This window comes from Streptomyces sp. NPDC021080, assembly GCF_044333225.1.
Classification (GTDB): domain Bacteria; phylum Actinomycetota; class Actinomycetes; order Streptomycetales; family Streptomycetaceae; genus Streptomyces.
In genome coordinates, this window is sequence record NZ_JBIRQM010000006.1 from 313,210 (window position 1) to 335,332 (window position 22,123).

The window sequence follows — 22,123 nt, forward strand, 5'->3', positions numbered from 1 at the left end:
ACGCACCCGCAAGGCCGTCGCCGACGCCGAGATCCCGGCCCAGGCCGCCGAGGCCACGGAGGCCAAGCCCGCCGCGCGCCGACGCACCCGCAAGGCGGTCGCCACGGAGCCCACGGAGAGCTGATCTCCCCTCCGACGGCCCGGTCCCCCATCCGGTGGGGCCGGGCCGTCGGCGTTCTCCCGTGACGGACTTCACCGGCCACCGGCCCGGCCGCACGGCACCCGTCGCGCGGCCGTCGCCGTCGCCCGATAGCCTCCTGCGCATGAGCAGGCCCTATACGTTCGTTCCGCCCGCCGGTGTCCGCGCGTACCGGTTGTCCACCTCACGCGGCGAGTTCGCCGTGCTCGACGCCGTGCCGGAGGAGGGGTCCAGGGGGACCGCCCTGCTGCTGCCGGGGTTCACCGGCAGCAAGGAGGACTTCATCGCGCTGCACGCGCCCCTGGCCGCGGCGGGCTGGCGGACGGTTGCCGTGGACGGGCGCGGACAGTTCGAGACCGAAGGGCCTCGGGACGACGAAACGGCTTACGCACAGAGCGAGTTGGCGCAGGACGTGCTCGCACAGGCCGCCGCCGTCGGCACTCCCGTGCATCTCGTGGGGCACTCGCTCGGCGGGCAGATCGCGCGCGCCGCGGTGCTGGCCGACCCGTCGCCGTTCGTCTCCCTGACGCTCATGGCCTCCGGCCCCGCGCAGATCTCCGAGCAGCAGCAGCAACGCGTCAAGCTGCTGCGGGACGCGCTGGCCGTGATGAGCATGGCCGAGGTGTGGGGGGCGATCCAGGCGATGGAGCCGCCCGAGGAGACCGACACGGGCGGGCTGGACGCGGGGCTCGACGACCTCGCCGACCTGCGCCGCCGCTGGCTCGCCAACAGTCCCGCCCAACTCGTCGCGACGGGCCGCCAGTTGTGCGTCGAGCCCGACCGTGTCGCCGAGCTGGCCGCCGTCCCCCTCCCGAAGCACGTGATATCCGGCGCGCGCGACGACACCTGGCCGGTCTCCCTGCTGGACACGATGGCCGTACGGCTGGACGCGCACCGCACGGTCGTCGAGGGGGCGGAACACTCCCCCAACGCCGACCAGCCGCTGGAGACCGCCCGAGCCCTGGCCGCGTTCTGGGACGGCATCACCCTCTAGAGCCGACCGCCCCTCCGGAGCCCGCGGTCCTTCCGGAGCCCGTGGGCCGTCCGGAGCCCGTGGGCCGTCCGGAGCCCGTGGGCCGTCCGAGGTCCGTGGCCCCTCCCGAGCCCGCAGTCCCTCTGCAGCCCTCCGGGCCTAGTACTGGGCCTGCAGGTGCTCCCAGAAGCCGTCCCGCAGCGCGCGGCGCAGGTCCGACTGCCCGCGCAGGGAGTACTGGAGCAGGCCCTCGGCCTCGACCAGCAGATCCTGGTCCACCGAGCCGGGGAGATACGGGTGCCCGGGAAGCAGTTCGCTCAGGGATTCACGGCCCCGGGCGGCCAGCCACTTCGCGGCGATCTGGGCGCCGACGAAGCGCACGTCCTCCCGGGTGGGCCGGACCGCCGCCGTCGGGTCGTACGACTGGGCGGTCCGTCTGGCCACATACGGCTTGAAGAAGTCGAGGTCGAGCGTGCGCTGGCTGTCGACCTCCCAGAGCAGCGGCTCGGCCTGGTTGCCGCCCTCGGGTGCCTCGATCCCCCAGAGGTGGACCCGGGCGCCGTAGCCCTGGGCCGCCTCGACCGCGGAGACCAGGTCCTCGTCGCCGCCCAGCAGTGCCGCGTCGCTGATGGCGCGGTGCCGGGCGAGGGACTCCAGGTCCGAGCGGATGAGTGAATCGACGCCCTTCTGCTGGTTGTTGGCGTTCAGGTTGCCCAACCTGACCTTCACGTCCGGGAGTTCGGCGATGGACTGCTGCTCCGCGGTGTGGATGCGGCGTCGCGCGCCGTCGTACCAGTACACGCGCAGCAGACGGCTGTCGGCGAAGATCGTGCGGGCCCGGTCGATGAGCGCCTCGATGAGCCCCTCGGTGTCCAGGTCGAACGAACGGCGGTCCTCCGTGCCGGCGACGAGGCGCCCCGCGGCCGCGTACAGATATCCGGCGTCGACGAAGATCGCGTGGGTGGAGGGGGTCTTCGACACCTCGGCGAGCATGCGCTGAAGCAGCTCGTTCGTACGGTCTATGCGGGCGGCGAGAGCCGCGTGGTCGTCGTTCATCGCTTCCATTGTCCCGGCGGTCACGCTGCGAACACAACCGGCGCCGTTCAGTCTCCGCCACGCGGGCTACCCGTCGGTAATTAGGTTCTCGAAAAATTTCCTTAGCGTAGGGAATGTTTGTAACACGCACCCCGTTGACTCCCTGTGTGAGCGAGTGCAGAGATGCCTCGCTCGCCACACACTCAAGTAGTTCTCCTCAGGAGGATGACCAGACGAAGGGAGAAGCCCATGCGCTTCGAAATCCTGCGACTCGACGATGTCGACGGCACGCCCGTGGACAGCACTGTCGTGGACGCCGCCTCCGTCAACCGGATCGTTCAGCAGGCCGCCGCCATCGGGCAGCGCTTGTGGATCCGCCCGGCCGACACAACCGCCTCGTAACGACGACGACCGTCCGCTCCGCCGTACGAGGACGCGCCGAAAGCGCCTCGTGGACGCGAAGGGCGCAGCGGACAGCAGACGCTTCACAGACTTCGGAGCCCCGCACGGCGAGATGCCGTGCGGGGCTCCGTGTGTACGCGACGTGTACGCCGCACCGGGGCCGTCAGCTCCCGTGGATCACCTGGGTGACGCCGTTGATGATCTGCTGCACCGCGATGGCGGAGAGCATCATGCCGGCGAGCCGGGTCACCAGGACCACTCCGCCGTCCTTGATGACGCGGATGATCAGCAGCGAGTAGCGCATCACCACCCACAGCACGACGTGGATCGCGAGGATCGCGGTCCACACGGAGACCTGGGTGGCGACCGAGTCGGCCCTCTGCACCGCGAGGATCACGGAGACGATCGCGCCGGGCCCGGCGAGCAGCGGCATCCCCAGGGGTACGAGGGCGACGTTGACGTCCTTGGTCTGCTTCGGCTCGTCCGTCTTGCCGGTGAGCAGGTCGAGGGCGATGAGCAGGAGCAGCAGTCCGCCCGCGATCATCAGCGCGGGCACGGAGACGTGCAGATAGTCCAGGATCTGGTGCCCGAGGAGCCCGAAGACGGTGATGACGCCGCCGGCGACGCAGACCGCCTGGACGGCCATCCGCCGCTGCACCCGGGCGGGGCGGCCGGCGGTGAGCGCCAGGAAGATCGGGGTGATCCCGGGGGGATCCATGATGACGAAGAGCGTGAGGAACAGGGAGCCGAAGACGGCGACGTCGAACATGGTGAAGAAGAGCCTTGCGAGGTGGTGGGAGAGGGTGGGCGGGTCTTCCGGCCACCGCTTCGGGCAGTCGTTCCGCGAGGCGGAACGGGGCGGCACGACCGGCGGGGCCGGATGCCGGGGAACGGGCCGGTGAACACGGGTTCCGGCCGAGCGGGAGGGGCGTGGGCGCCGGACGTACGCCGCGGGCGGCACGGGTCCGCCGTACGCCCCGAAGGCGCGCACCGCGTGGACACGGGTCCGCCGTACGCCCGCGCCGGCACGGCCCGACCGGCCGGTCGGGGCCCGGTACCGACCGGGGTGTCCGAGGCGAGCGGGGCGTCCGGCCGGACCCGGCACGGGCGTCGGCGCGCGCCGAGCGGCGGGAGCGGGACGGCTGTCGGGGGACGGATCCGGGGCAGGGGTCCTACGGCACCGGCCCGGTCCGTACGGGCCCCGCACACCGGACTCGACGGCACCGGCCCGTCGGGGCGGCCGCGGCCGCGGTCACGCGCCCTCGGTCACCGGCCCGGCCGGACCCGTCGGCGTGGAGCGTCCGGGGATTCAGGCTCCGCCCGCGCCCGGTACCGGGAACGCCCCGGTGGCGCGTCGGGTGATCTCCCCGTAGACCTCGGGGTCGGTCGTGAACTCCCCGAGCACACAGGTCTTGCGGCTGCCGTGGTAGTCGGACGAACCCGTGGTCAGCAGACCCAGTTCGGAGGCCAGACCGCGCAGCCGCGCCCGGGTGGCCGGTTCGTGGTCCATGTGGTCGACCTCGATGCCGTCGAGGCCCGCGGACGCCAGCTCCGCGATCACCGACTCCGGCACCGTGCGGCCCCGCTTGGCGGCGGCCGGGTGCGCGAAGACGGTGACGCCACCGGCCCCCTTGACCAGCCGGATCGCCTCGAAGGGGTCGGTCTCGTGCTTGGGGACGTAGGCGCGGCCCCCGTCGGCCAGCCACTGCTCGGTGAAGGCGTCGGAGACACTGCCGACGACGCCCAGCTCGACCAGCGCGGAGGCGACGTGCGGGCGCCCGACCGAGCCGTCGCCCGCGATGCGCGCCACCTGCTCCCAGGTGATCGGCACACCGAGGTCCCGGAGTCTGGCGATCATGCCCTGGGCCCGCGGCACCCGGTCGTCCCGCACCAGTTCGCGCTCGGCGAGCAGTGCGGGGTCCTCGGGGTCGAAGAGGTAGGCCAGCATGTGCATGCTGATGCCGTCGATCCGGCAGGAGAGTTCGGCGCCCGTGACGAGGGTGAGCCCCTCGGGCAGTGCGGCGATCGCCTCGGCGTACCCGCGCGTGGTGTCGTGGTCGGTCAGCGCGACGACGTCCAGACCGGCGGCGGCGGCGTTGCGCACCAACTCGGCCGGGGTGTCCGTACCGTCGGAGGCGGTGGAGTGGGCGTGCAGGTCGATACGCACTACGCGGACTCCAGGCGGTGACGGAACGGATGGGGACGCTCAAGGATAGCGGGACTCCACCCCCCGATGTCACACCCGCACGAGGGGAGCACCCCCTACACTCTCCACCGACCGGGCGAGCCGGCCCCCGGAACCCGAGGCTCGGGCGAGCCGCACCCCGAGACCGAGGTCCGGGCAGACCGCGCCCCTGACACCGGGGCAGGCCCGCACCCCGGAGTCCGCGCAGGCCCGCACCTCCGGCACCCGAGCGGGCCGCACCCTTTGACGCCCGGACACGCCACACCGCCCGGACACGCCACACCGCCCGGACACGCCGCACCGCCCGCCCCCGGACAGGCCGCACCCCGGAGTCCGCGCAGGCTGCACCCCCTGACGCTCCAGAAGCGCCACCCGCGGCACCCTCCGGGCCACCGGAGCCCGGTACCGCGCGGCCCGGAAAGGCCCGACCCCGCGCGGGTGCGGTCCGGCACGGGTGCGGCACCGCACGCAACGGCACGGCGTGGCACGCCGGGAACGTGGCCCGGCGCGAAAGGCGCGGCGCGGCCCTACGGCTCCAGAATCCTCGGCGACAGCGCGCCGCACGGCAGCAGGTCGACCTCCGCGCCCGCGTCACGCAGATCCGTCAGGACCAGTTCGTCGTACATCAGCAGCCCGGTCTGCTCGGGCCAGACGACGGCCCACAGCCACAGCCCCCGCGCCTCGCCCGCGAAGACGGCGCGGTCGTCCGGGGAACCGGAGACATGCCAGAGCGGGGTGGGACGGCCCGCCGCGAGCACCTTCGCCTGGGGCGGTTTCTCGACGCTCATGTACGGGCCGGGATCGGGCCCGTCCATGCCCGCGTACCGGGCGCCGAGACCGACGCCCAGTTCCTCGGCGACGAGGATCAGCTCTCCCATGCCGCCCAGCGGTCCGGGCCCCGAGCAGGCGACGGCGGTGGCCCTGCCTCCACTGCGGTCGTCCCCCGCGAACGCCGCCCCGGTGAACAGCCAGCCGACCGGCAGCGGCCACGGCATCCACACCGGCACCCGGGCACGGTGCACGACCACACCGAGGGCCTCGACGCTGGGCGGGATCACGGGCTGCAGCGGATGCACCGTGCCGTGCACATCGCACTGCCAGGAATCGGCAAAGAGACCGGGAGCCCTGACCCGGCCACCACACTTCGGGCAACTGGGTTCGCCCCTCATAGGGCTCAACGGTCCTCCCCGTCCCTGCCCACGTCAAGGACGATCACCCGTCCGGCGCGGGCCCGCCACGCCGAAAACTACGTGCATCTTGCATTTATTAGCTCACCTAACTTATTGTGTGTATACGACAACGATCCAGTCGGCGCACAGCGGAGGAGCGGGCATGATCAACAGCACGGAAGGCCCCGCGGAGGGCGACACGTTCGACGCCGGCGCGGGCGGCATCCTGCGTCAGCCGAGGGCCGTCTGGGCGACCACCGGTGCGTCCGTCGTCGCCTTCATGGGCATCGGACTCGTGGACCCGATCCTGCCGTCCATCGCCCGGGGGCTCGACGCCACACCCGGCCAGGTGTCGCTGCTCTTCACCTCGTACTTCCTGATCACCGCCGTGGCGATGCTGCTGACCGGCTTCGTCTCCAGCCGGATCGGCGGCCGCAGGACCCTGCTGCTCGGCCTCGCCCTCGTCGTGGTCTTCGCAGGCCTCGCCGGCACCTCGGGATCGGTCGGCGAGCTCGTCGGCTTCCGGGCCGGCTGGGGGCTCGGCAACGCGCTGTTCGTCTCCACCGCGCTCGCCGTCATCGTCGGAGCGGCGGCCGGCGGCAGCGCGGCGGCGATCCTGCTGTACGAGTCCGCGCTGGGCCTCGGCATGGCCTGCGGGCCGCTGCTGGGAGCCCTGCTCGGCAACGCCAGCTGGCGCTACCCGTTCTTCGGCACCGCGTTCCTGATGGCGGTCGGCTTCCTGTGCATCACGGCGTTCCTGAAGGAGCAGCCGAAGCCCGCGCGCACGACCTCGCTGCTCGATCCGCTGCGCGCCCTCGGGCACGGCGGTCTCGCCTCCGCCGCGGCCTCCGCGTTCTTCTACAACTACACGTTCTTCACCGTGCTGGCCTTCACCCCGTTCGTGCTGGACATGACGCCGTACCGGTCCGGCGCGGTGTTCTTCTGCTGGGGTCTGCTGCTCGCGGTCTTCTCGGTGATCGTGGCGCCGCGCCTGCAGGCGCGGCTGGGCTCGCTGAAGGTGCTGGGCGGCTCCCTGGTGCTGCTCGCCGCCGACGTGCTCGTCCTCGGCTACGGCGACCACACCACCGCGGTCGTCTGCACGGTCCTGTCCGGCGCCTTCATCGGCGTGAACAACACCGTCTACACGGAGCTGGCCCTCGGCGTCTCCGACGCCCCGCGCCCCGTGGCGAGCGCCGGCTACAACTTCGTGCGCTGGTTCGCGGCGGCGGCTGCGCCGTACTTCGCCCCGAAGATCGAGGAGTGGAGCGACATCCACGTGCCGTTCGTGGTCGCCGCGGTCACCGCGCTGCTGGGTGCGGCGGTGGTCTACGTACGGCGCGACGCGCTCACGGCGAAGGCCGGGGAACTGGAGCCGGTCCACGCCGCCGAGGACAGCGTCACGGTCTTCGCCAACTGACCCACCGGGAACCCGGCGTGAAGTCCCGTCACGCCCCGGACCCGGGACCCGGGACCGTCCGGACGATCCGGTCGGACGGCTCGGCCGGTCACTTCGACCAGTCGGTCCGGCCGGTCGGTCCGGCCGGTCAGTCCAGCGGAACGGACCTGCGCAGCGGATCGCGCAGGTCCGTTCCGCCGTTCAGCCAGCGTTCCTGGAGGGCGGCGGCGCCGTGGACGCGCTTCCAGGCGGCCTCGTTGGGCGTCATGGGGAGCAACGGCAGGAAACGTACGGGATCGGCGGGAGCGTCCAGTTCCAGGTCCTCCACCAGACCGCCGGACTCGGCGACCAGGACGGAGGTGAACGGCGCGCCGGGCCACAGGGGTTCGCCCACGTCGAGCGAGGCGCCGGGAGCCACGACCAGACCCTCGACCTGGGGGGAGGCCGCGAGCACGGCGAGGGGACGGAGCACCTTGTCGGTGTCGGCCCCGGCCGGCCGGACCGAGAGGACCAGCTCGGCACGCGGGCCCTTCACCGGATCGGCGAGGACGGCGGTGGGATCGGCCATCGGCTGGGCGGACATGCCGAGCGTGGCGTAGCGGACGATGTCGCCCTCGGTGAAGCGCAGCACCTCGATGCGGTCGGTGCCGAGGAAGGTGACCGCGGCCCGCGCGTCGGGTTCGCCCAGCGCGGAGCGCAAACGGGCCTCGACCAGAGGAAGAACATCAGCCATGAACCGAGCATAGGCCGCGTCAATTACGCCAGGGCACACCGGACCCCGGTCAACAACGCGCAAAGCGGGGCCTTGACGTATCGGTGCGCTGATACTCTTGGCCGCTGGTCGGAGCAGTGCATGACTGAGGACCCCCAGGCCCTCATGGCGCTGCGGGAGTTGCTCCCGGGCTCCGACGCACTGAGACTGATCTGACTCCCCTTCGGAGGGAGTCGGACTCCCCCGCGGGGGATGGATCGTCCCTCACGGGGGACCGACCGGAGGAGGTGGGGCTGCAATGGATCGAAGTCGATCGTGCAGTACCACCCGCTCTTCCGGTCGCTGAGTTCGTAGCTGGTTCCACCGGGTTTCTTCGGCCCTGCCGGCTACCGCCTCCCGCAATCGTGTGCGCACGTGTCAGCGTTGCCCGGCGCACCACGGAAGAGCGCTTCGTTTCCGCCTGATCTGTCCGATCTGAACCCCTGATCTGTCTGATCTGAATCAGTAGCGAAGCTGCCACCGCGACGGTGCGGTGCTCCCCGCTTTGTGGACGTGCCAAACATCCGCAGTCAGGACGTCCTCATTCCGGGTAGTTCCAACCGTCGCCCGGCCGCCTCCGCCGCGAGAAGGAGCCTGCCATGTCGATGATCCGTGACCTGCGCGCCGCGGTCCGCCCCCGCCCGTCCCTGCGCAAGGACAGTGGCTCGTACGACACCACCCGCGACCCCGGCACCCCGTCGGCCGTGGTCGACTGCGCGATCTACCGCGACGGTGCCCGCGTCGCGACCCGCGCGCCGCTCACACCGCAGGAGGCCATGCGCCAGGTGCGGCGCGACGGCGGCTTCGTGTGGATCGGTCTGCACGAGCCCACCGAGGACGAATTCGCCGGTATCGCCCGCGAGTTCGGGCTGCACCCGCTGGCCGTGGAGGACGCCGTCCAGGCCCACCAGCGGCCCAAGCTGGAGCGCTACGACGACTCCCTGTTCACCGTCTTCAAGACCATCCACTACGTCGAGCACGACCGGCTGACGGCGACCAGCGAGATCGTCGAGACCGGCGAGGTCATGTGCTTCACCGGAGGGGACTTCTTCATCACCGTCCGGCACGGCGGGCACGGGTCGCTGCGCGGGCTGCGGCACCGCCTCCAGGACGACCCCGAGCTGCTCGCCAAGGGCCCCTCGGCGGTGCTGCACGCGATCGCCGACCATGTCGTCGACGGCTACATCGCGGTCGTCGACGCCGTGCAGGACGACATCGACGAGGTCGAGACCGAGGTGTTCTCGCCGGGCCGGGGAGGCACCCCGCGCGGCACGGACGCCGGGCAGATCTACCAGCTCAAGCGCGAGGTGCTGGAGTTCAAGCGGGCGGTGTCGCCGCTGCTGCGCCCCATGCAGCTGCTCAGCGAGCGTCCGATGCGGCTGATCGACCCCGACATCCAGAAGTACTTCCGCGATGTCGCCGACCACCTCGCGCGCGTGCAGGAGCAGGTCCTCGGCTTCGACGAACTGCTCAACTCGATCCTCCAGGCCAACCTCGCGCAGGCCTCCGTGGCGCAGAACGAGGACATGCGCAAGATCACCTCGTGGGCCGCGATCGTCGCCGTACCGACGATGGTCTGCGGTGTGTACGGCATGAACTTCGAGTACATGCCCGAGCTGCACGCGCGCTACGGCTACCCGGTGGTCATGGGCATCACGGTCGGGCTCTGCCTCTCGATCCACCGCATCCTGAAGCGCAACGGCTGGCTGTAGGGCGGGCTGGATAGTCTGGGCCCCATGACGCAAGAGCTGCTCGACCAGGCCCTCGTCGAGGAGGCCACCAAGAAGTCCGGGCTGATCTGGGTACGGGGCACCTCCTCGCCCGCCGGCCCGGGCGAGGAGGTGCCCACCCGCGCGCTGTGGCACGTGTGGCACGACGGCGCGGCCTGCCTGGTCGGCGACGGGCCCGGTGAGCAGCCGCTGCCCGGGCTGGCCGACGGGGGCCACGCGGTGGTCACCGTGCGCAGCAAGGACAAGGGCGGGCGGCTCGTCACCTGGTCCGCCACCGTCGTGGAGCTCGCGGCGAACACCCCGGAGTGGGAGGCGGCCGTCGGGGAGCTCAAGGGCAAGCGGCTGAACGCGCCGGACGGCGAGGCCATGCCGGAGCGCTGGGCACGCACATGCCGGGTGGTGCGCCTGGAACCGACGGGCGCGACCGCCGACCTGCCCGAGGGATCACTCGCCGAACCGCCGCTGCCGAGCCCGGCGACGACCCGTCGGCCGGTTCCGGCGGCGCTGCCCCGGCTCCTGCTGAAGCGGCGCGGGCGCGGCTAGTACGCGGCTGGTACCGCGGCGGGCGGCGGGCGGCGAAAGCCCCCGCCGGGCCGCGCGGAACTACGACGAGGGCAGCTGCTGCCCGTAGTCGACGGTGTCCTTCCTGGCCGGCTCCGCCAGCTTGAAGTCCTTGCCCCAGTCGGTCATGCGGAGCGTGCCGGCGTTGCCCGCGCGCCCGAGCAGGACCGGATACGGGGTGCCCCGCAGGGAGACGTCCAGGGTGCCGCCCGAGCCCTTGTCGCCGGTGATGCGGATCGTGGGGACGCCGGACTGTTCGTGGTGACCGTCCTTGCCGAGGGCGCCGTGCAGCCCGAGCAGCCCGTCGAGCAGGACGTCCTTGTCGGTGAAGCCGCTGAAGCGCTTGTACGCGGGGTCGCCGGTCGGCACCTTCACGTACATGCCCTCCAGCTTGTCCGCCGCCGCGGTGCCCCCCGGCTTGCCGCCGCCCTTGCGGTCCTCATGGGCCCAGAACGCGGCGTCGGCCTTGAGGAAGAGGTGCTCGCCGACCCGCAGCAGATGGAAACCGGCCCCCTTCGAGGTGACCGAGCCGGTGCCGCCGCCGGACTTCAGGCGCATGTCGAGGGTGTACGTGGTGCCGCCCGAGACGACGGTCCCGGACAGCCGCACCGCCGACGCCGTCCCGGCCGCCTTCTTCGCCTTCGCCTGGATGGCCGCGGCGGACAGCTTGCCGACCCCGTTCGTGCCCGCGTCCGGATCCTCGCTGCCGCACCCCGTCAGCGCCGTCCCTGTCACGGCCAGCGCGCACATCGCGGCCACCGTCACGGCTCTGCGGGTAAGGCCCTGGGGAATTGCGGTCACAGGTGGGGCTGCCTCTCCTACGCGGTCCTCGAACGGCGTACGGCAGCGTACCGGTGCGGCACCTGTCCGGCGGAGGCAGTCCGTCCGGACCGCCCACCAGGGCGTACCCGACCGGGACGGGCTAGCCTGAAGCCCAACCGAGCGGACAGAACGGGACAGAACGCATCGAGGCGAAGGAGGCGCGGGCATGGCCGCAGCCGCCCCCCGGATCTTCGTCTCGCACCTGTCCGGCGTCGCCGTCTTCGACCCGAACGGCGACCAGGTGGGCCGTGTGCGGGACCTCGTCGCCATGCTGCGCGTGGGACGGCGGCCGCCGCGCATGCTCGGCCTCGTCGTCGAACTGTCCACCCGCCGCCGGATCTTCCTGCCCATGACCCGGGTGACCGGCATCGAGTCCGGCCAGGTCATCACGACCGGGGTCCTGAACGTGCGCCGCTTCGAGCAGCGGCCCACCGAACGACTCGTCTTCGGCGAGCTGCTCGACCGGCTCGTGACCCTCGTCGAGACGGGTGAGGAGGTGACGGTCCTGGACGTGTCGATCCAGCAGCTGCCGGCCCGCAGGGAGTGGGAGATCGGCCGGGTCTTCGTGCGCAGGGGGCGCGCCGGCGCCTTCCGCCGTGCCAAGGGCGAGACGATGACGGTCGACTGGTCCTCCGTCACCGGCTTCTCGCTGGAGGAGCACGGACAGGGCGCGGAGAGCCTGCTCGCCACGTTCGAGCAGCTGCGGCCCGCCGACCTCGCGAACGTGCTGCACCATCTGTCGCCGAAGCGGCGCGGCGAGGTGGCCGCCGCCCTCGACGACGACCGGCTCGCCGACGTGCTGGAGGAGCTGCCCGAGGACGACCAGATCGAGATCCTCGGCAAGCTCAAGGAGGAGCGCGCGGCGGACGTCCTGGAGGCGATGGACCCCGACGACGCGGCCGACCTGCTGGCCGAACTGCCCACCGAGGACGTGGAGCGGCTGCTGACGCTGATGCGGCCCGGCGAGGCGGCGGACGTGCGGCGGCTGATGGCGTACGCGGAACGCACGGCGGGCGGGCTGATGACCACCGAGCCCATCGTGCTGCGGCCCGACGCGACCGTCGCCGACGCGCTCGCCCGGATCCGCAACCCCGACCTCTCCCCCGCGCTCGCCGCCCAGGTGTACGTGTGCCGCCCGCCGGACGAGACGCCGACGGGCAAGTACCTGGGGGCGGTGCACTTCCAGCGGCTGCTGCGCGATCCGCCTCCCACCCTGGTCGGCTCGCTCGTCGACGACGACCTCCAGCCGCTGGCCCCGGAGGACGAGCTGCCGGTGGTCGCCGGGTTCTTCGCCACGTACGACATGGTCGCGGCGCCCGTCGTCGACGAGAGCGGCTCGCTGCTCGGGGCGGTGACCGTGGACGACGTACTGGACCACATGCTGCCCGAGGACTGGCGGGAGACGGAGTTCCACCTCGACGAGGGCGTGCACGAGAGCATGCACGAGGAACGCGTCGAGGAGCACCCCGAGGGACGCCATGGCGCCTGACCGTGAGGCCCGTGAGCGGGCCGCCACGGGGGCGACGGCGGCCCCCCGCCCGCGCACCCGGCTCGACCAGCCGAAGCCGCCGCGGCGCAGGCTGCTGCCCGAGTGGGACCCGGAGGCCTTCGGGCGGCTCTCGGAGCGCATCGCCCGTTTCCTCGGCACCGGACGGTTCATCGTCTGGATGACGGTCGTCATCATCGTCTGGGTCGTCTGGAACATCTTCGCGCCGAACCACCTGCGCTTCGACAACTACCCGTTCATCTTCCTGACCCTGATGCTGTCGCTCCAGGCCTCCTACGCCGCCCCGCTGATCCTGCTCGCGCAGAACCGGCAGGACGACCGGGACCGGGTCAACCTCGAACAGGACCGCAAGCAGAACGAGCGCTCCATCGCCGACACCGAGTACCTCACGCGCGAGATCGCCGCACTGCGGATGGGCCTCGGCGAGGTCGCCACCCGCGACTGGATCCGCAACGAGCTGCAGGACCTGGTCAAGGAGCTGGAGGACCGCCATCCCGACGGTCACGGGGGCGGACGGGTCGTATTCCCGGCGGAACGGTCGCAGGGACGTGACGTAGACGACCGGTGACAGGGCTTTCCGGGGCACATGGGTCGCGCCGTACCATCGTCCCTATGGCTACGGAAGACGCGGTGCGTGAAGCACTGGCGACGGTGAACGACCCCGAGATCAACCGACCCATCACCGAACTGGGGATGGTCAAATCGGTGCAGATCGGTGCGGATGGCGTGGTCGCGGTCGCCGTGTACCTGACGGTCTCCGGCTGCCCCATGCGCGACACGATCACCCAGCGGGTGACGGAGGCGGTCTCGCGGGTCGAGGGCGTCACGCGGGTCGACGTCGAACTCGACGTGATGAGCGACGAACAGCGCCGTGAGCTGGCGACCGCGCTGAAGGGCGGCACCGCCGAGCGCGAGGTGCCCTTCGCCAAGCCCGGCTCGCTCACCCGTGTCTACGCCGTCGCGTCCGGCAAGGGCGGCGTCGGCAAGTCCTCGGTCACCGTGAACCTGGCGGCCGCGATGGCCGCCGACGGGCTCAAGGTCGGTGTCGTCGACGCCGACATCTACGGCCACTCGGTGCCGCGCATGCTCGGCGCGGAGGGCCGGCCGACCCAGGTCGAGAACATGATCATGCCGCCGTCGGCGCACGGTGTGAAGGTCATCTCCATCGGCATGTTCACCCCGGGCAACGCGCCGGTCGTCTGGCGCGGCCCGATGCTCCACCGCGCCCTCCAGCAGTTCCTGGCGGACGTGTACTGGGGCGACCTGGACGTCCTGCTCCTGGACCTCCCGCCGGGCACCGGCGACATCGCGATCTCCGTCGCCCAGCTCGTCCCGAACGCCGAGATCCTGGTCGTCACGACCCCGCAGCAGGCGGCGGCCGAGGTGGCCGAGCGGGCCGGCTCCATCGCCGTGCAGACCCACCAGAAGATCGTGGGCGTCGTCGAGAACATGTCGGGGCTGCCGTGTCCCCACTGCGACGAGATGGTCGACGTCTTCGGCACCGGTGGCGGCCAGTCGGTCGCCGACGGTCTGACCCGCACCACCGGGGCGACCGTCCCGGTCCTCGGCTCCATCCCGATCGACGTCCGCCTGCGCGAGGGCGGCGACGAGGGCAAGCCGGTCGTCCTGACCGACCCCGACTCCCCCGCCGGCTCGGCGCTGCGCGCCATCGCGGGCAAGCTGGGCGGCCGTCAGCGCGGCCTGTCGGGCATGTCGCTGGGCATCACCCCGCGCAACAAGTTCTAGGGCCCGGGCCGATCCCGGTCTCCGGGACTCCGGCACGGGACTCCGGTACCGTCCCGACATAGGAGGGGGCGCCGTCCACACGGACGGCGCCCCCTTCCTCGTAGCGGCCTCAAGGGCCTTCGAGGGGCCCGCGGGTGCCCGTGGCGCTCCCCGGCCCTCGTAGCCGCCGCCAGGGCCCTACGGGGCGTACGCCGCGATGTCCTTGATCATGGCGAAGCCGAGCCCGTACGCGCTCATCCCCCGCCCGTACGCGCCCACGTGGACGCCTTCCTGGGTCGAACCGGCGAGGACCCAGCCGAACTCGGACTCGCGGTAGTGGAAGAGCGTCGGGACACCGTCCACGGGCAGGGACAGGGTGGACCAGTCCGGCCCGTCCAGGTCGTCGGCCAGCACCCACGCGGTCTCGGTCTGCTGGTCCAGCCAGTCGTCGCGCAGGCTGTGGTCCATCTGGCCGGGCCAGGTGAAGGACAGCAGCCCCACACCGGCCAGCCATGCAGCCGAGGACACCGAGGTGGCCTCCAGCAGTCCCGTGCCGTCCGCACTGCGCCGTACGGGGCTGGCGGCGACGGTGACCACCACCGCGAACCGCTCCTTGTCCTCGCCCGGCTCGGGGCGCACCGAGGGCTCGTCCCCGTGCCCGACCGAACCGTGCTCGACCACGCCCTCCGCGGAGGTGCCCACCTGCATCAGCCAGCGCGGCCCCGTGAAGGCCTCGTCGAGGCCGTACCAGGGAAAGGGCGCCAGCAGGTAGCCGTCGACCGTACGCCGGGCGGAGGGGACCTGTTGTCCACCCTCCGCGGCCGGCGCCTGCGCGCCTACCCGACTTGTCGTCTCCATCTGCCGGACGCCTCCTCGCTCTCGTCGGACCGGGCGGCCCACCCCCCTCGGGCGACCTTGTCGGTCCGCACAACAACTGGGCAGCATAGCCACCCCGCTCCGAGCAGCGGTGAAAGCGCCCGGCGCGTAAGGCGCGCGAACGGCGTGTCCGGACCGCGCGGGGCCTGTTCGGGACCCGCGAACGGACCCGGTACCGGGCCGTATCCGCACCGGACAGAGGCAGGGCGCGCAGGGCCGTGGGACCATGGCCACCCGGTCGCGGGCGCTCCCGTACGACGGGTCGCGCCGCGGTACTCCGTACGGATCAGGTGGCGTCGGCGTCGTAGGGCGGGCGCTCGTCGGCGTCGAGCTTCTCGCGCTTCTTCGTCATGTCGACGGAGCCGCCGGCCGTGCCGACGGCGGACCCGGCAGCCGCGGAGAGCCCTGCGGCCGCGGAGGACTCGGCCTCGCGGCCGTTCACCGCGTCCGTGACCTCGGCCATCTCCTTCTTCAGGTCGAAGCCGTTGCGGATCTCCTTGAGCCCCAGCTCGTCACCGTCGAGTTGCTTGCGTATGAACGTCTTGGGGTTGAGATCCTCGAACTCGAAGTCCTTGAACTGCGGGCCGAGTTCGTCGCGGATGTCCGCCTTGGCACTGTCCGAGAACTCACGGATCTTGCGGATCGTGCGCGACACGTCCTGAATCAGCTTCGGGAGCTTGTCGGGACCGAAGACGAGCACGGCAAGGACGAAGATCGTCACCAGCTCGAGCGGTCCTACGTCGTTGAACACCTGATAGCTCCTCGCGATGCCCTCGGTCCTCGGCCCTCGGGAGTCTTCCGTGGTCCGGGCCGCCCCCAACGGTACCCGGCGTACCTGTCCGTCCGGAACTGTCCCGGGGTCTCCGGCTTCGTGTGCGCCACCGGTTTTCCCTGATGTTTGCGATGTCTGCCGTCCGGAGCTGCGGCGTCGTGCTCGACTGTGAGGTTCGTGTCACTCTCGGGCCCCGGCGCGAGCGGCCCTCAGTCGCCGTCCGCCGAACCGAGGACCAGGGTGACCCTCCGGTCCGCACCGCCCCGCCTGAGCGTCAGCCGCAGACGGTCGCCGGGCCGGTGGGCACGGGTCTTCACGATGAGTTCCTGACCGGAGTGGATCCGGGTGCCGTCGACCTCGGTGACGACGTCACCGGCCCTGATGCCCGCCTTCGCGCCGGGGCCCCCGGCGGCGACGGCAGGACCGCCCCCGGCGGCCTTGGCGCCGACCCGCGCGCCGTCACCCGCGTAGTTCATGTCGAGCGTGACACCTATCACAGGGTGGGTGGCCCGGCCGGTGTTGATCAGCTCCTCGGCGACGCGCTTGGCCTGGTTGACGGGGATGGCGAAGCCGAGCCCGATGGAACCGGCCTGGCCGGTCTCCAGGTCGGAGCCGCCGTCGGCGGAACGGATGGCGCTGTTGATGCCGATGACACGGGCCCGGGAGTCGAGCAGGGGCCCGCCCGAGTTGCCGGGGTTGATCGGGGCGTCGGTCTGGAGGGCGTCCACGTACGAGACGTCGGTGCCGTCGCCCTTCTCGCCGCCCGCCGTGATGGGCCGCTCCTTGGCGCTGATGATCCCGGAGGTGACCGTGTTGGCGAGGTCGAAGGGCGCGCCGATGGCGACGACGGGGTCGCCGACCTGGACGCTGTCGGAATTGCCCAGCGGCATCGGGGCCAGTCCGTGGACTCCCGAGACCTTGACCACGGCGAGGTCGTAGCCGCTGTCGTGCCCGACGACCCGGGCCTTCGCGGTCTGACCGCCGCTGAACGTCACGGTTATCGTGCCGCTTCCGCCGGCGGGTGCGATCACGTGGTTGTTGGTGAGGATGTGTCCCTCGGCGTCGAGGACGAATCCGGTGCCGGTGCCGTCCTCCTCGCTCCCGTGCACATGCAGGGTGACGACGCTGGGCAGCGCGTGCGCCGCGATCCCGGCGACGCTGTCCGGGGCGCGCCCGGGGGCCTCCTTGGCGGCCTGCGGCAGCTCGATGTCCGTCAGTCCCCCGTTCCGCTCCAGATACGCCCCCACGACGCCGCCCACGCCTCCGGACACCAGCGCGAGCGCGACGGCGCCGGACACCAGGGCCTTGCGCGCCCTCCTGCGCCGCTGCTCCGCGGTGGGCACGGCGACGCCGTTCTGCTGGAAGGGCCCGTGCTGCCGGAGGTGGCCGTCGTCCTGCGGGAACGCGGGCGCGGCCGCCCAGGGGTCGTAGTTCCGCCAGGGATCGGGGGTCTCGGACTCACCGGACTCGGCGGAGTCTCCGTATTCGGCGGACCCGGGCTCGCCGGACTCGGCCGGGGGCTCGGGGGTGGGGGCGGTCCCGTCCGGGAGCCCGGAGGATTCCGGTTCGGGTTCCGGTTCCGGCTCCGGTACGAGGGGCGGGGCGTCGAAGGGCGTGCCGCCCTGGGCCGGGATTCCCCCCTCGGCGGCCGCTCCGTGGACCGCGCCGCCCCGGGACGGGTCGGCGGGGTGCGGGGAATCCGGTTCCGTGAGGTGAGCCGGTGCGGTGTCCGTGCCCGTGCCCTCGGCCCGGGGCCGACTCCACCACTTCGCCTTCGTGGGCCTGCCCTCGTTCATGCTCTCCCCACACCTGGCCCGCGGCACGACGCGCCGAGGGCCGTCACGGACTTGTCGACTCCGCGCCCGTGAACCCTCCCGCGGACGCGCCCCACCCCGGATTCAACCAGGTTCGCGGGCCGCCGCGCAGAGGGCGGTGTCAGTGGGCGCTGTGCGGGGTGGGGGACGAGGACGAGGAGGGGGACGGTGTGACCGCGGGGGCGGCGAGCAGTCCCGGAGCGGGGGTCAGCGACAGCGGCTGGGCGTCGGTGAGCGGACGTATGAGCGGGGACATCGCGGCGGCGCCGGCGACCACCGGTGTCGTCAGCGTGTGCACGGCGTCCTGGCCGCGGCCCGCCGGAGCGGGGACTCCGGGCAGCAGCGGGGCGGACACCCCGGTCGGCGCCACCGGGCCGTTGCCGAGCGACCGCTCGCCCTGGGCGAGCAGCGGTCCGGTGGACCGGCGGCGCTGCGACTCGGGGACCGAGCTCGCTCCCGCGCCCTGGGTCCGGGACGGTGTCACATTGCTCCCGGCGCCGCGCGCGTCCGTGTCCCCGGGCATGCCGGTGGTCACTCCGCCGAGCGCGACGGCCGCGAGCGACACCGCGCCGGCGGCGACGAACGCGAACCGCAGACCGCGCGAGGCCGACCGCTCGGCCTCGTGGCGGCTGACGTCATGGATCCGGAAGCCGCGCCCCGGGGCGGAGGGCAGTACATCGGCGTGCGGTCCGGCCGGCACGTACCCGAAGGTCTCGCCCCGCGTTCCGAAGACACCGGGCAGGCCGGGGCCGCCGGGCAGCCCGCGGCCGAAGCTTCCTCCGTTCAGCCGGGGGCCGTCGAAGTCGCCTCCTCCGGGGAGGCCCTGGAGGCGGGCGAGGAAACTTTCGGAGGGGGGCGGCGGGGCCATCTCCGCGAAGACGTTCTTCAGCCGGCGCTGGGCGTCGGCCTCGGCCTTGCACTTCGCGCAGGTGGCGAGGTGGGCCAGGACGCGGTCGCGCGACTCATGACCGAGCTCTCCGTCCACCAGGGCGGACAGTCGGTCCCCGAGGTGCTGCTCGGCAGGGGTGGGACGGGTTCCACTCACGCGGTCGCGCCTCCTCCCCCCAGCACGGGCACACGGGCCGCGAACGAGCGACGCTCGGCGCGGGCCTCGGGAGACCGGTGTGCCAGGGCCTTGCGCAGCTGGGAGCGGCCGCGGTGGATCCGGGAGCGGACGGTGCCGAGCTTGACGCCCAGGGTCGCGGCGATCTCCTCGTAGGACAGTCCCTCGATGTCGCACAGGACGACGGCGGCGCGGAACTCGGGCGCGAGGGTGTCCAGCGCCTGCTGGACGTCCGCGTCGAAATGCGCGTCGTTGAAGACCTGCTGCGGGGAGGGCTCACGGCTGGGCAGCCGCTCGGCCGCGTCGTCGCCGAGGGCGTCGAAGCGGATGCGCTGCTTGCGCCGCACCATGTCGAGGAAGAGGTTCGTGGTGATGCGGTGGAGCCAGCCCTCGAAGGTGCCGGGCGTGTAGGTCGACAGCGAGCGGAAGACGCGGACGAAGACCTCCTGGGTGAGGTCCTCGGCGTCGTGCTGGTTGCCCGTGAGGCGGTAGGCGAGACGGTAGACGCGACCGCTGTGGGTGCTGACGATCTCCTCCCACGTGGGAGGAGTCCACGCCTGCGACTCCGCGTCGGTGGTGAACGTCGCGGTCTGCGCGGGGGCAGCAACGGGGAGCTGGTCGGCGTTGTCGGTCACGGATTTCGGCTCACCCGTCGATCTGAGCAGGCGCCGCAGCACTCCTCCCCGATCCCCAGGCGCAGCCGCACCTCCCCTGTCGGCTCTGGTGGTGTCCAGTGGAGCCCCTACCATAGCCACCTCGCCCGTTAGCTCCGGATAAGCGGTTTTACGTGAATTTGATACGGGGTCATATGGGTGCGCCGACGTCCGCCCGCGTCCCCGCTCCGTGTACCGGCCCATCGACTTCCCCCCGCTCGGTTCTCCCACCCCTCTAAACGCCCGGTCCCATCCGCAGGTTCCCGGCACCAACGGATACAGTCACGCCCAGGCAATCACGGGGACAGGAGAGGGTCATTACCGGCAACCGGCAGACGAGCTGGGCGGCATTCGCCGACGCCTTTGTCGCCGAGGACGAGGCGCTGTCCTGGGCCCGGGACCGGGCCCACGAGGCCGGCCTGCGCTCGGTGACACCGGGCACGGGCGCCGCGCTGCGCATGCTCGCCGCCACGGTGGACGCGAAGGCGGTCGCCGAGATCGGTACCGGGACCGGTGTCTCCGGAATCCATCTTCTGCACGGCATGCGGCCGGACGGGGTACTGACCACGGTGGATCCGGAGCCGGAGCGCCAGCAGTTCGCCCGCCAGGCCTTCCGGGCCGCCGGGTTCGCCAGCAATCGCGCGCGCTTCATCCCGGGCCGGGCTCTGGACGTCCTGCCCCGTCTCGCGGACTCCGGATACGACCTCGTGTTCTGCGACGGCGACCGGCTGGAGTGCCTGGACTACCTCGCTGAATCGTTGCGCCTGCTGCGTCCGGGCGGGCTCGTCGCCTTCGAGGGCGTCTTCGCGGACGGCCGCACCGTGGACTCGGGACCGCAGCCGGTCGAGGTGAGCCGGCTGCGCGAACTGCTGCGCGCGGTGCGCGAGAGCCAGGACCTGGTGCCGTCGCTGCTGCCGGTGGGCGACGGCCTGCTGTGCGCGGTCAAGCGCTGACCGCACCGCCCGGACCGCAGCCCGATCCGCAGCTGGTTCCGCTGTCGGCCGGGTGCGTTCGACGTCTTTGACCAGGCAGTTCGCCCCCGTCGACCTCTGTCGGCCGAGTCGTGCGGCAGGTGTCCGGGCCGGAAAATGCGGCTTCCCCGGCACCGCGTGCGGTGCCGGGGAAGCCGGAAGAGGTAGGGGTCGCGTTCCGCGTCAGCCGACGACCTTCTTGAGGGCGTCGCCGAGCGCGTCGGCCTCGTCAGGGGTCAGCTCGACGACAAGCCGACCGCCGCCTTCGAGCGGAACGCGCATGACGATGCCCCGCCCCTCCTTGGTCACCTCGAGCGGGCCATCGCCCGTCCGCGGCTTCATGGCCGCCATGCTCGTTCCCCTTCCTGAAACCAGCTCATCGTCGCCGACGGCCCCCTCGGAGGGCACGCACGTCCCCTCATAGGACACACGTCACCGGCATCGAACACATTGCTTCCAGGCCATTATCTCGCATCTCAGGACCCGATGACCAACATCAGTCGGCATCGCTTGCGCAACGCGCTTGAGCAAAACCACTCAATTCGGCGATGTGGCTGCGATACTTCGCCACCGCATCGACTTCCGCGGCGCGGAATTCTTTGATGCAGGTCACATGTACGCCTCGCGCCACCGCCGGTGATCTCCGCCATGCTGTCATCTGACACAGGACGTACCGGCCGGTACGTCGAGCCGCGACCCCCGGAAGGGACCCCATCATGGCCGACACCGTGCTCTACGAGGTGAGCGACGGACTCGCGACGATCACGCTGAACCGCCCCGAGGCGATGAACGCGATGAACGTCGAGACCAAGGTCGCCTTCCGGGACGCGGCGCAGGCCGCCGCCGCGGACGACACCGTACGGGCGATCCTGCTGACCGCGGCGGGCGACCGGGCGTTCTGCGTGGGCCAGGACCTCAAGGAGCACATCGGGCTGCTGGCCGCCGACAGGGAGTCGGGGTCGGGCGGGACGATGAGGACCGTGCGCGAGCACTACAACCCCATCGTGCGGGCGCTGACCGGCGCCGCGAAGCCCGTGGTGGCCGCGGTCAACGGTGTCGCGGCCGGGGCCGGGTTCGGTTTCGCGCTCGCCGCGGACTATCGCGTCGTCGCCGACACGGCCGCCTTCAACACGTCCTTCGCCGGTGTCGCGCTGACCGCCGACTCGGGCATCTCCTGGACGCTGCCCCGGGTGATCGGCCCGAGCCGTGCCACCGATCTGCTGCTCTTCCCGCGCAGCATCAGCGCCCAGGAGGCGTACGAGCTGGGCATCGCGAACCGGCTGGTTCCGGCCGGTGAGCTGCGGGCCGAGGCGGAGAAGGTGGCGCGGGCGCTGGCTTCCGGGCCGACGCTGGCCTATGCCGCCCTGAAGGAGTCCGTCGCGTTCGGGCTCACCCACTCGCTGGAGGAGACCCTGGAGAAGGAGGACGAGCTCCAGGGGCGGGCCGGGGCCTCCGAGGACCACGCCATCGCGGTCCAGGCGTTCGTGAACAAGGAGAAGCCCAAGTACCTGGGGCACTGACCGCCCGGGTGGCGTCCGCCGCGGGCCGCACACGGCCCGTGGCGGACGTCCTTCGCCCC

22 protein-coding genes are annotated in these 22,123 nt (G+C 71.9%); 10 read left to right on the forward strand and 12 right to left on the reverse strand.

Going from position 1 to position 22,123, the window contains the following annotated elements:
• Nucleotides 1-263 precede the first annotated feature (263 nt).
• The gene (locus ACH4S8_RS17195) at nt 264-1,133 is read left to right on the forward strand and encodes an alpha/beta fold hydrolase (RefSeq protein WP_398394617.1); all 870 of its coding nucleotides are present in this window, start codon (nt 264-266) and stop codon (nt 1,131-1,133) included.
• 138 nt (nt 1,134-1,271) lie between these two features.
• On the opposite strand, the gene ACH4S8_RS17200 is transcribed toward ACH4S8_RS17195, so the two are convergent.
• A complete protein-coding gene (locus tag ACH4S8_RS17200; RefSeq protein WP_398394619.1) occupies nt 1,272-2,168 on the reverse strand; it encodes an NYN domain-containing protein in 897 nt (298 codons plus the stop codon).
• A gap of 228 nt (nt 2,169-2,396) precedes the next feature.
• Between ACH4S8_RS17200 and ACH4S8_RS17205 the strand changes: the two genes are divergently transcribed.
• A complete protein-coding gene (locus ACH4S8_RS17205) occupies nt 2,397-2,549 on the forward strand; it encodes a hypothetical protein (protein ID WP_107065725.1) in 153 nt (50 codons plus the stop codon).
• Between the two features lie 163 nt (nt 2,550-2,712).
• On the opposite strand, the gene ACH4S8_RS17210 is transcribed toward ACH4S8_RS17205, so the two are convergent.
• From ACH4S8_RS17210 to ACH4S8_RS17220, 3 genes are all read right to left on the reverse strand, one after another.
• Nucleotides 2,713-3,318 carry a MarC family protein gene (locus ACH4S8_RS17210; protein WP_398394622.1) on the reverse strand — a complete coding sequence of 202 codons (606 nt, stop codon included), beginning with the start codon at nt 3,316-3,318 and terminating at the stop codon, nt 2,713-2,715.
• A 540-nt stretch (nt 3,319-3,858) separates the two neighbouring features.
• Nucleotides 3,859-4,716 carry a PHP domain-containing protein gene (locus ACH4S8_RS17215; protein WP_398394624.1) on the reverse strand — a complete coding sequence of 286 codons (858 nt, stop codon included), beginning with the start codon at nt 4,714-4,716 and terminating at the stop codon, nt 3,859-3,861.
• A gap of 545 nt (nt 4,717-5,261) precedes the next feature.
• Complete coding sequence (locus ACH4S8_RS17220; protein WP_398394626.1) at nt 5,262-5,903, reverse strand: DUF6758 family protein; 642 nt, start codon at nt 5,901-5,903, stop codon at nt 5,262-5,264.
• A 163-nt stretch (nt 5,904-6,066) separates the two neighbouring features.
• On the opposite strand from ACH4S8_RS17220, the gene ACH4S8_RS17225 reads away from it, so the two are divergent.
• Entirely contained in the window at nt 6,067-7,320 is a 1,254-nt protein-coding gene (locus ACH4S8_RS17225) for an MFS transporter (RefSeq protein ID WP_398394628.1), read from the forward strand.
• A gap of 127 nt (nt 7,321-7,447) precedes the next feature.
• Here the strand turns inward: ACH4S8_RS17225 and ACH4S8_RS17230 are convergent, their stop codons facing one another.
• Nucleotides 7,448-8,032 (reverse strand): suppressor of fused domain protein, encoded by a 585-nt coding sequence (locus ACH4S8_RS17230; protein ID WP_398394629.1) that lies wholly within the window; start codon nt 8,030-8,032, stop codon nt 7,448-7,450.
• Nucleotides 8,033-8,649: 617 nt separating this feature from the next.
• Between ACH4S8_RS17230 and ACH4S8_RS17235 the strand changes: the two genes are divergently transcribed.
• Both ACH4S8_RS17235 and ACH4S8_RS17240 read left to right on the forward strand, forming a co-directional pair.
• On the forward strand, nt 8,650-9,762 hold the full coding sequence (locus tag ACH4S8_RS17235; protein WP_398394630.1) for a magnesium and cobalt transport protein CorA: 1,113 nt from the start codon (nt 8,650-8,652) through the stop codon (nt 9,760-9,762).
• 24 nt (nt 9,763-9,786) lie between these two features.
• The gene (locus ACH4S8_RS17240) at nt 9,787-10,323 is read left to right on the forward strand and encodes a hypothetical protein (protein WP_398394631.1); all 537 of its coding nucleotides are present in this window, start codon (nt 9,787-9,789) and stop codon (nt 10,321-10,323) included.
• Nucleotides 10,324-10,383: 60 nt separating this feature from the next.
• On the opposite strand, the gene ACH4S8_RS17245 is transcribed toward ACH4S8_RS17240, so the two are convergent.
• The gene (locus ACH4S8_RS17245; protein ID WP_398394633.1) at nt 10,384-11,142 is read right to left on the reverse strand and encodes a hypothetical protein; all 759 of its coding nucleotides are present in this window, start codon (nt 11,140-11,142) and stop codon (nt 10,384-10,386) included.
• Between the two features lie 187 nt (nt 11,143-11,329).
• On the opposite strand from ACH4S8_RS17245, the gene ACH4S8_RS17250 reads away from it, so the two are divergent.
• The 3 genes from ACH4S8_RS17250 to ACH4S8_RS17260 are packed head-to-tail and all read left to right on the forward strand — an operon-like array spanning nt 11,330 to nt 14,416.
• Nucleotides 11,330-12,652 carry a magnesium transporter MgtE N-terminal domain-containing protein gene (locus ACH4S8_RS17250; protein WP_398394635.1) on the forward strand — a complete coding sequence of 441 codons (1,323 nt, stop codon included), beginning with the start codon at nt 11,330-11,332 and terminating at the stop codon, nt 12,650-12,652.
• Nucleotides 12,642-13,238, forward strand: a complete 597-nt coding sequence (locus tag ACH4S8_RS17255; RefSeq protein ID WP_398394637.1) for a DUF1003 domain-containing protein — start codon at nt 12,642-12,644, stop codon at nt 13,236-13,238. Before ACH4S8_RS17250 ends, ACH4S8_RS17255 begins: the two co-directional genes overlap by 11 nt.
• A gap of 44 nt (nt 13,239-13,282) precedes the next feature.
• Nucleotides 13,283-14,416, forward strand: a complete 1,134-nt coding sequence (locus tag ACH4S8_RS17260) for an Mrp/NBP35 family ATP-binding protein (protein ID WP_398394639.1) — start codon at nt 13,283-13,285, stop codon at nt 14,414-14,416.
• Nucleotides 14,417-14,593: 177 nt separating this feature from the next.
• Here ACH4S8_RS17260 and ACH4S8_RS17265 read toward each other — a convergent pair whose 3' ends face one another.
• From ACH4S8_RS17265 to sigE, 5 genes are all read right to left on the reverse strand, one after another.
• Nucleotides 14,594-15,253, reverse strand: a complete 660-nt coding sequence (locus ACH4S8_RS17265; RefSeq protein WP_398394641.1) for a hypothetical protein — start codon at nt 15,251-15,253, stop codon at nt 14,594-14,596.
• A gap of 304 nt (nt 15,254-15,557) precedes the next feature.
• The gene (locus ACH4S8_RS17270; protein WP_398394643.1) at nt 15,558-16,022 is read right to left on the reverse strand and encodes a sec-independent translocase; all 465 of its coding nucleotides are present in this window, start codon (nt 16,020-16,022) and stop codon (nt 15,558-15,560) included.
• Between the two features lie 230 nt (nt 16,023-16,252).
• Nucleotides 16,253-17,839, reverse strand: a complete 1,587-nt coding sequence (locus tag ACH4S8_RS17275) for a trypsin-like peptidase domain-containing protein (protein ID WP_398394645.1) — start codon at nt 17,837-17,839, stop codon at nt 16,253-16,255.
• A gap of 139 nt (nt 17,840-17,978) precedes the next feature.
• Nucleotides 17,979-18,902, reverse strand: a complete 924-nt coding sequence (locus tag ACH4S8_RS17280) for an anti-sigma factor family protein (protein ID WP_398394647.1) — start codon at nt 18,900-18,902, stop codon at nt 17,979-17,981.
• Complete coding sequence (sigE, locus tag ACH4S8_RS17285) at nt 18,899-19,597, reverse strand: RNA polymerase sigma factor SigE (protein ID WP_339131287.1); 699 nt, start codon at nt 19,595-19,597, stop codon at nt 18,899-18,901. Before sigE ends, ACH4S8_RS17280 begins: the two co-directional genes overlap by 4 nt.
• Nucleotides 19,598-19,824: 227 nt before the next feature.
• Here sigE and ACH4S8_RS17290 point away from each other — a divergent pair, with 227 nt between their 5' ends.
• Nucleotides 19,825-20,526 (forward strand): O-methyltransferase, encoded by a 702-nt coding sequence (locus ACH4S8_RS17290; protein ID WP_398395059.1) that lies wholly within the window; start codon nt 19,825-19,827, stop codon nt 20,524-20,526.
• A 201-nt stretch (nt 20,527-20,727) separates the two neighbouring features.
• Here ACH4S8_RS17290 and ACH4S8_RS17295 read toward each other — a convergent pair whose 3' ends face one another.
• Entirely contained in the window at nt 20,728-20,895 is a 168-nt protein-coding gene (locus ACH4S8_RS17295; RefSeq protein WP_003966491.1) for a DUF3117 domain-containing protein, read from the reverse strand.
• A 365-nt stretch (nt 20,896-21,260) separates the two neighbouring features.
• On the opposite strand from ACH4S8_RS17295, the gene ACH4S8_RS17300 reads away from it, so the two are divergent.
• A complete protein-coding gene (locus tag ACH4S8_RS17300) occupies nt 21,261-22,064 on the forward strand; it encodes an enoyl-CoA hydratase/isomerase family protein (RefSeq protein ID WP_398394649.1) in 804 nt (267 codons plus the stop codon).
• Nucleotides 22,065-22,123: the final 59 nt, after the last annotated feature.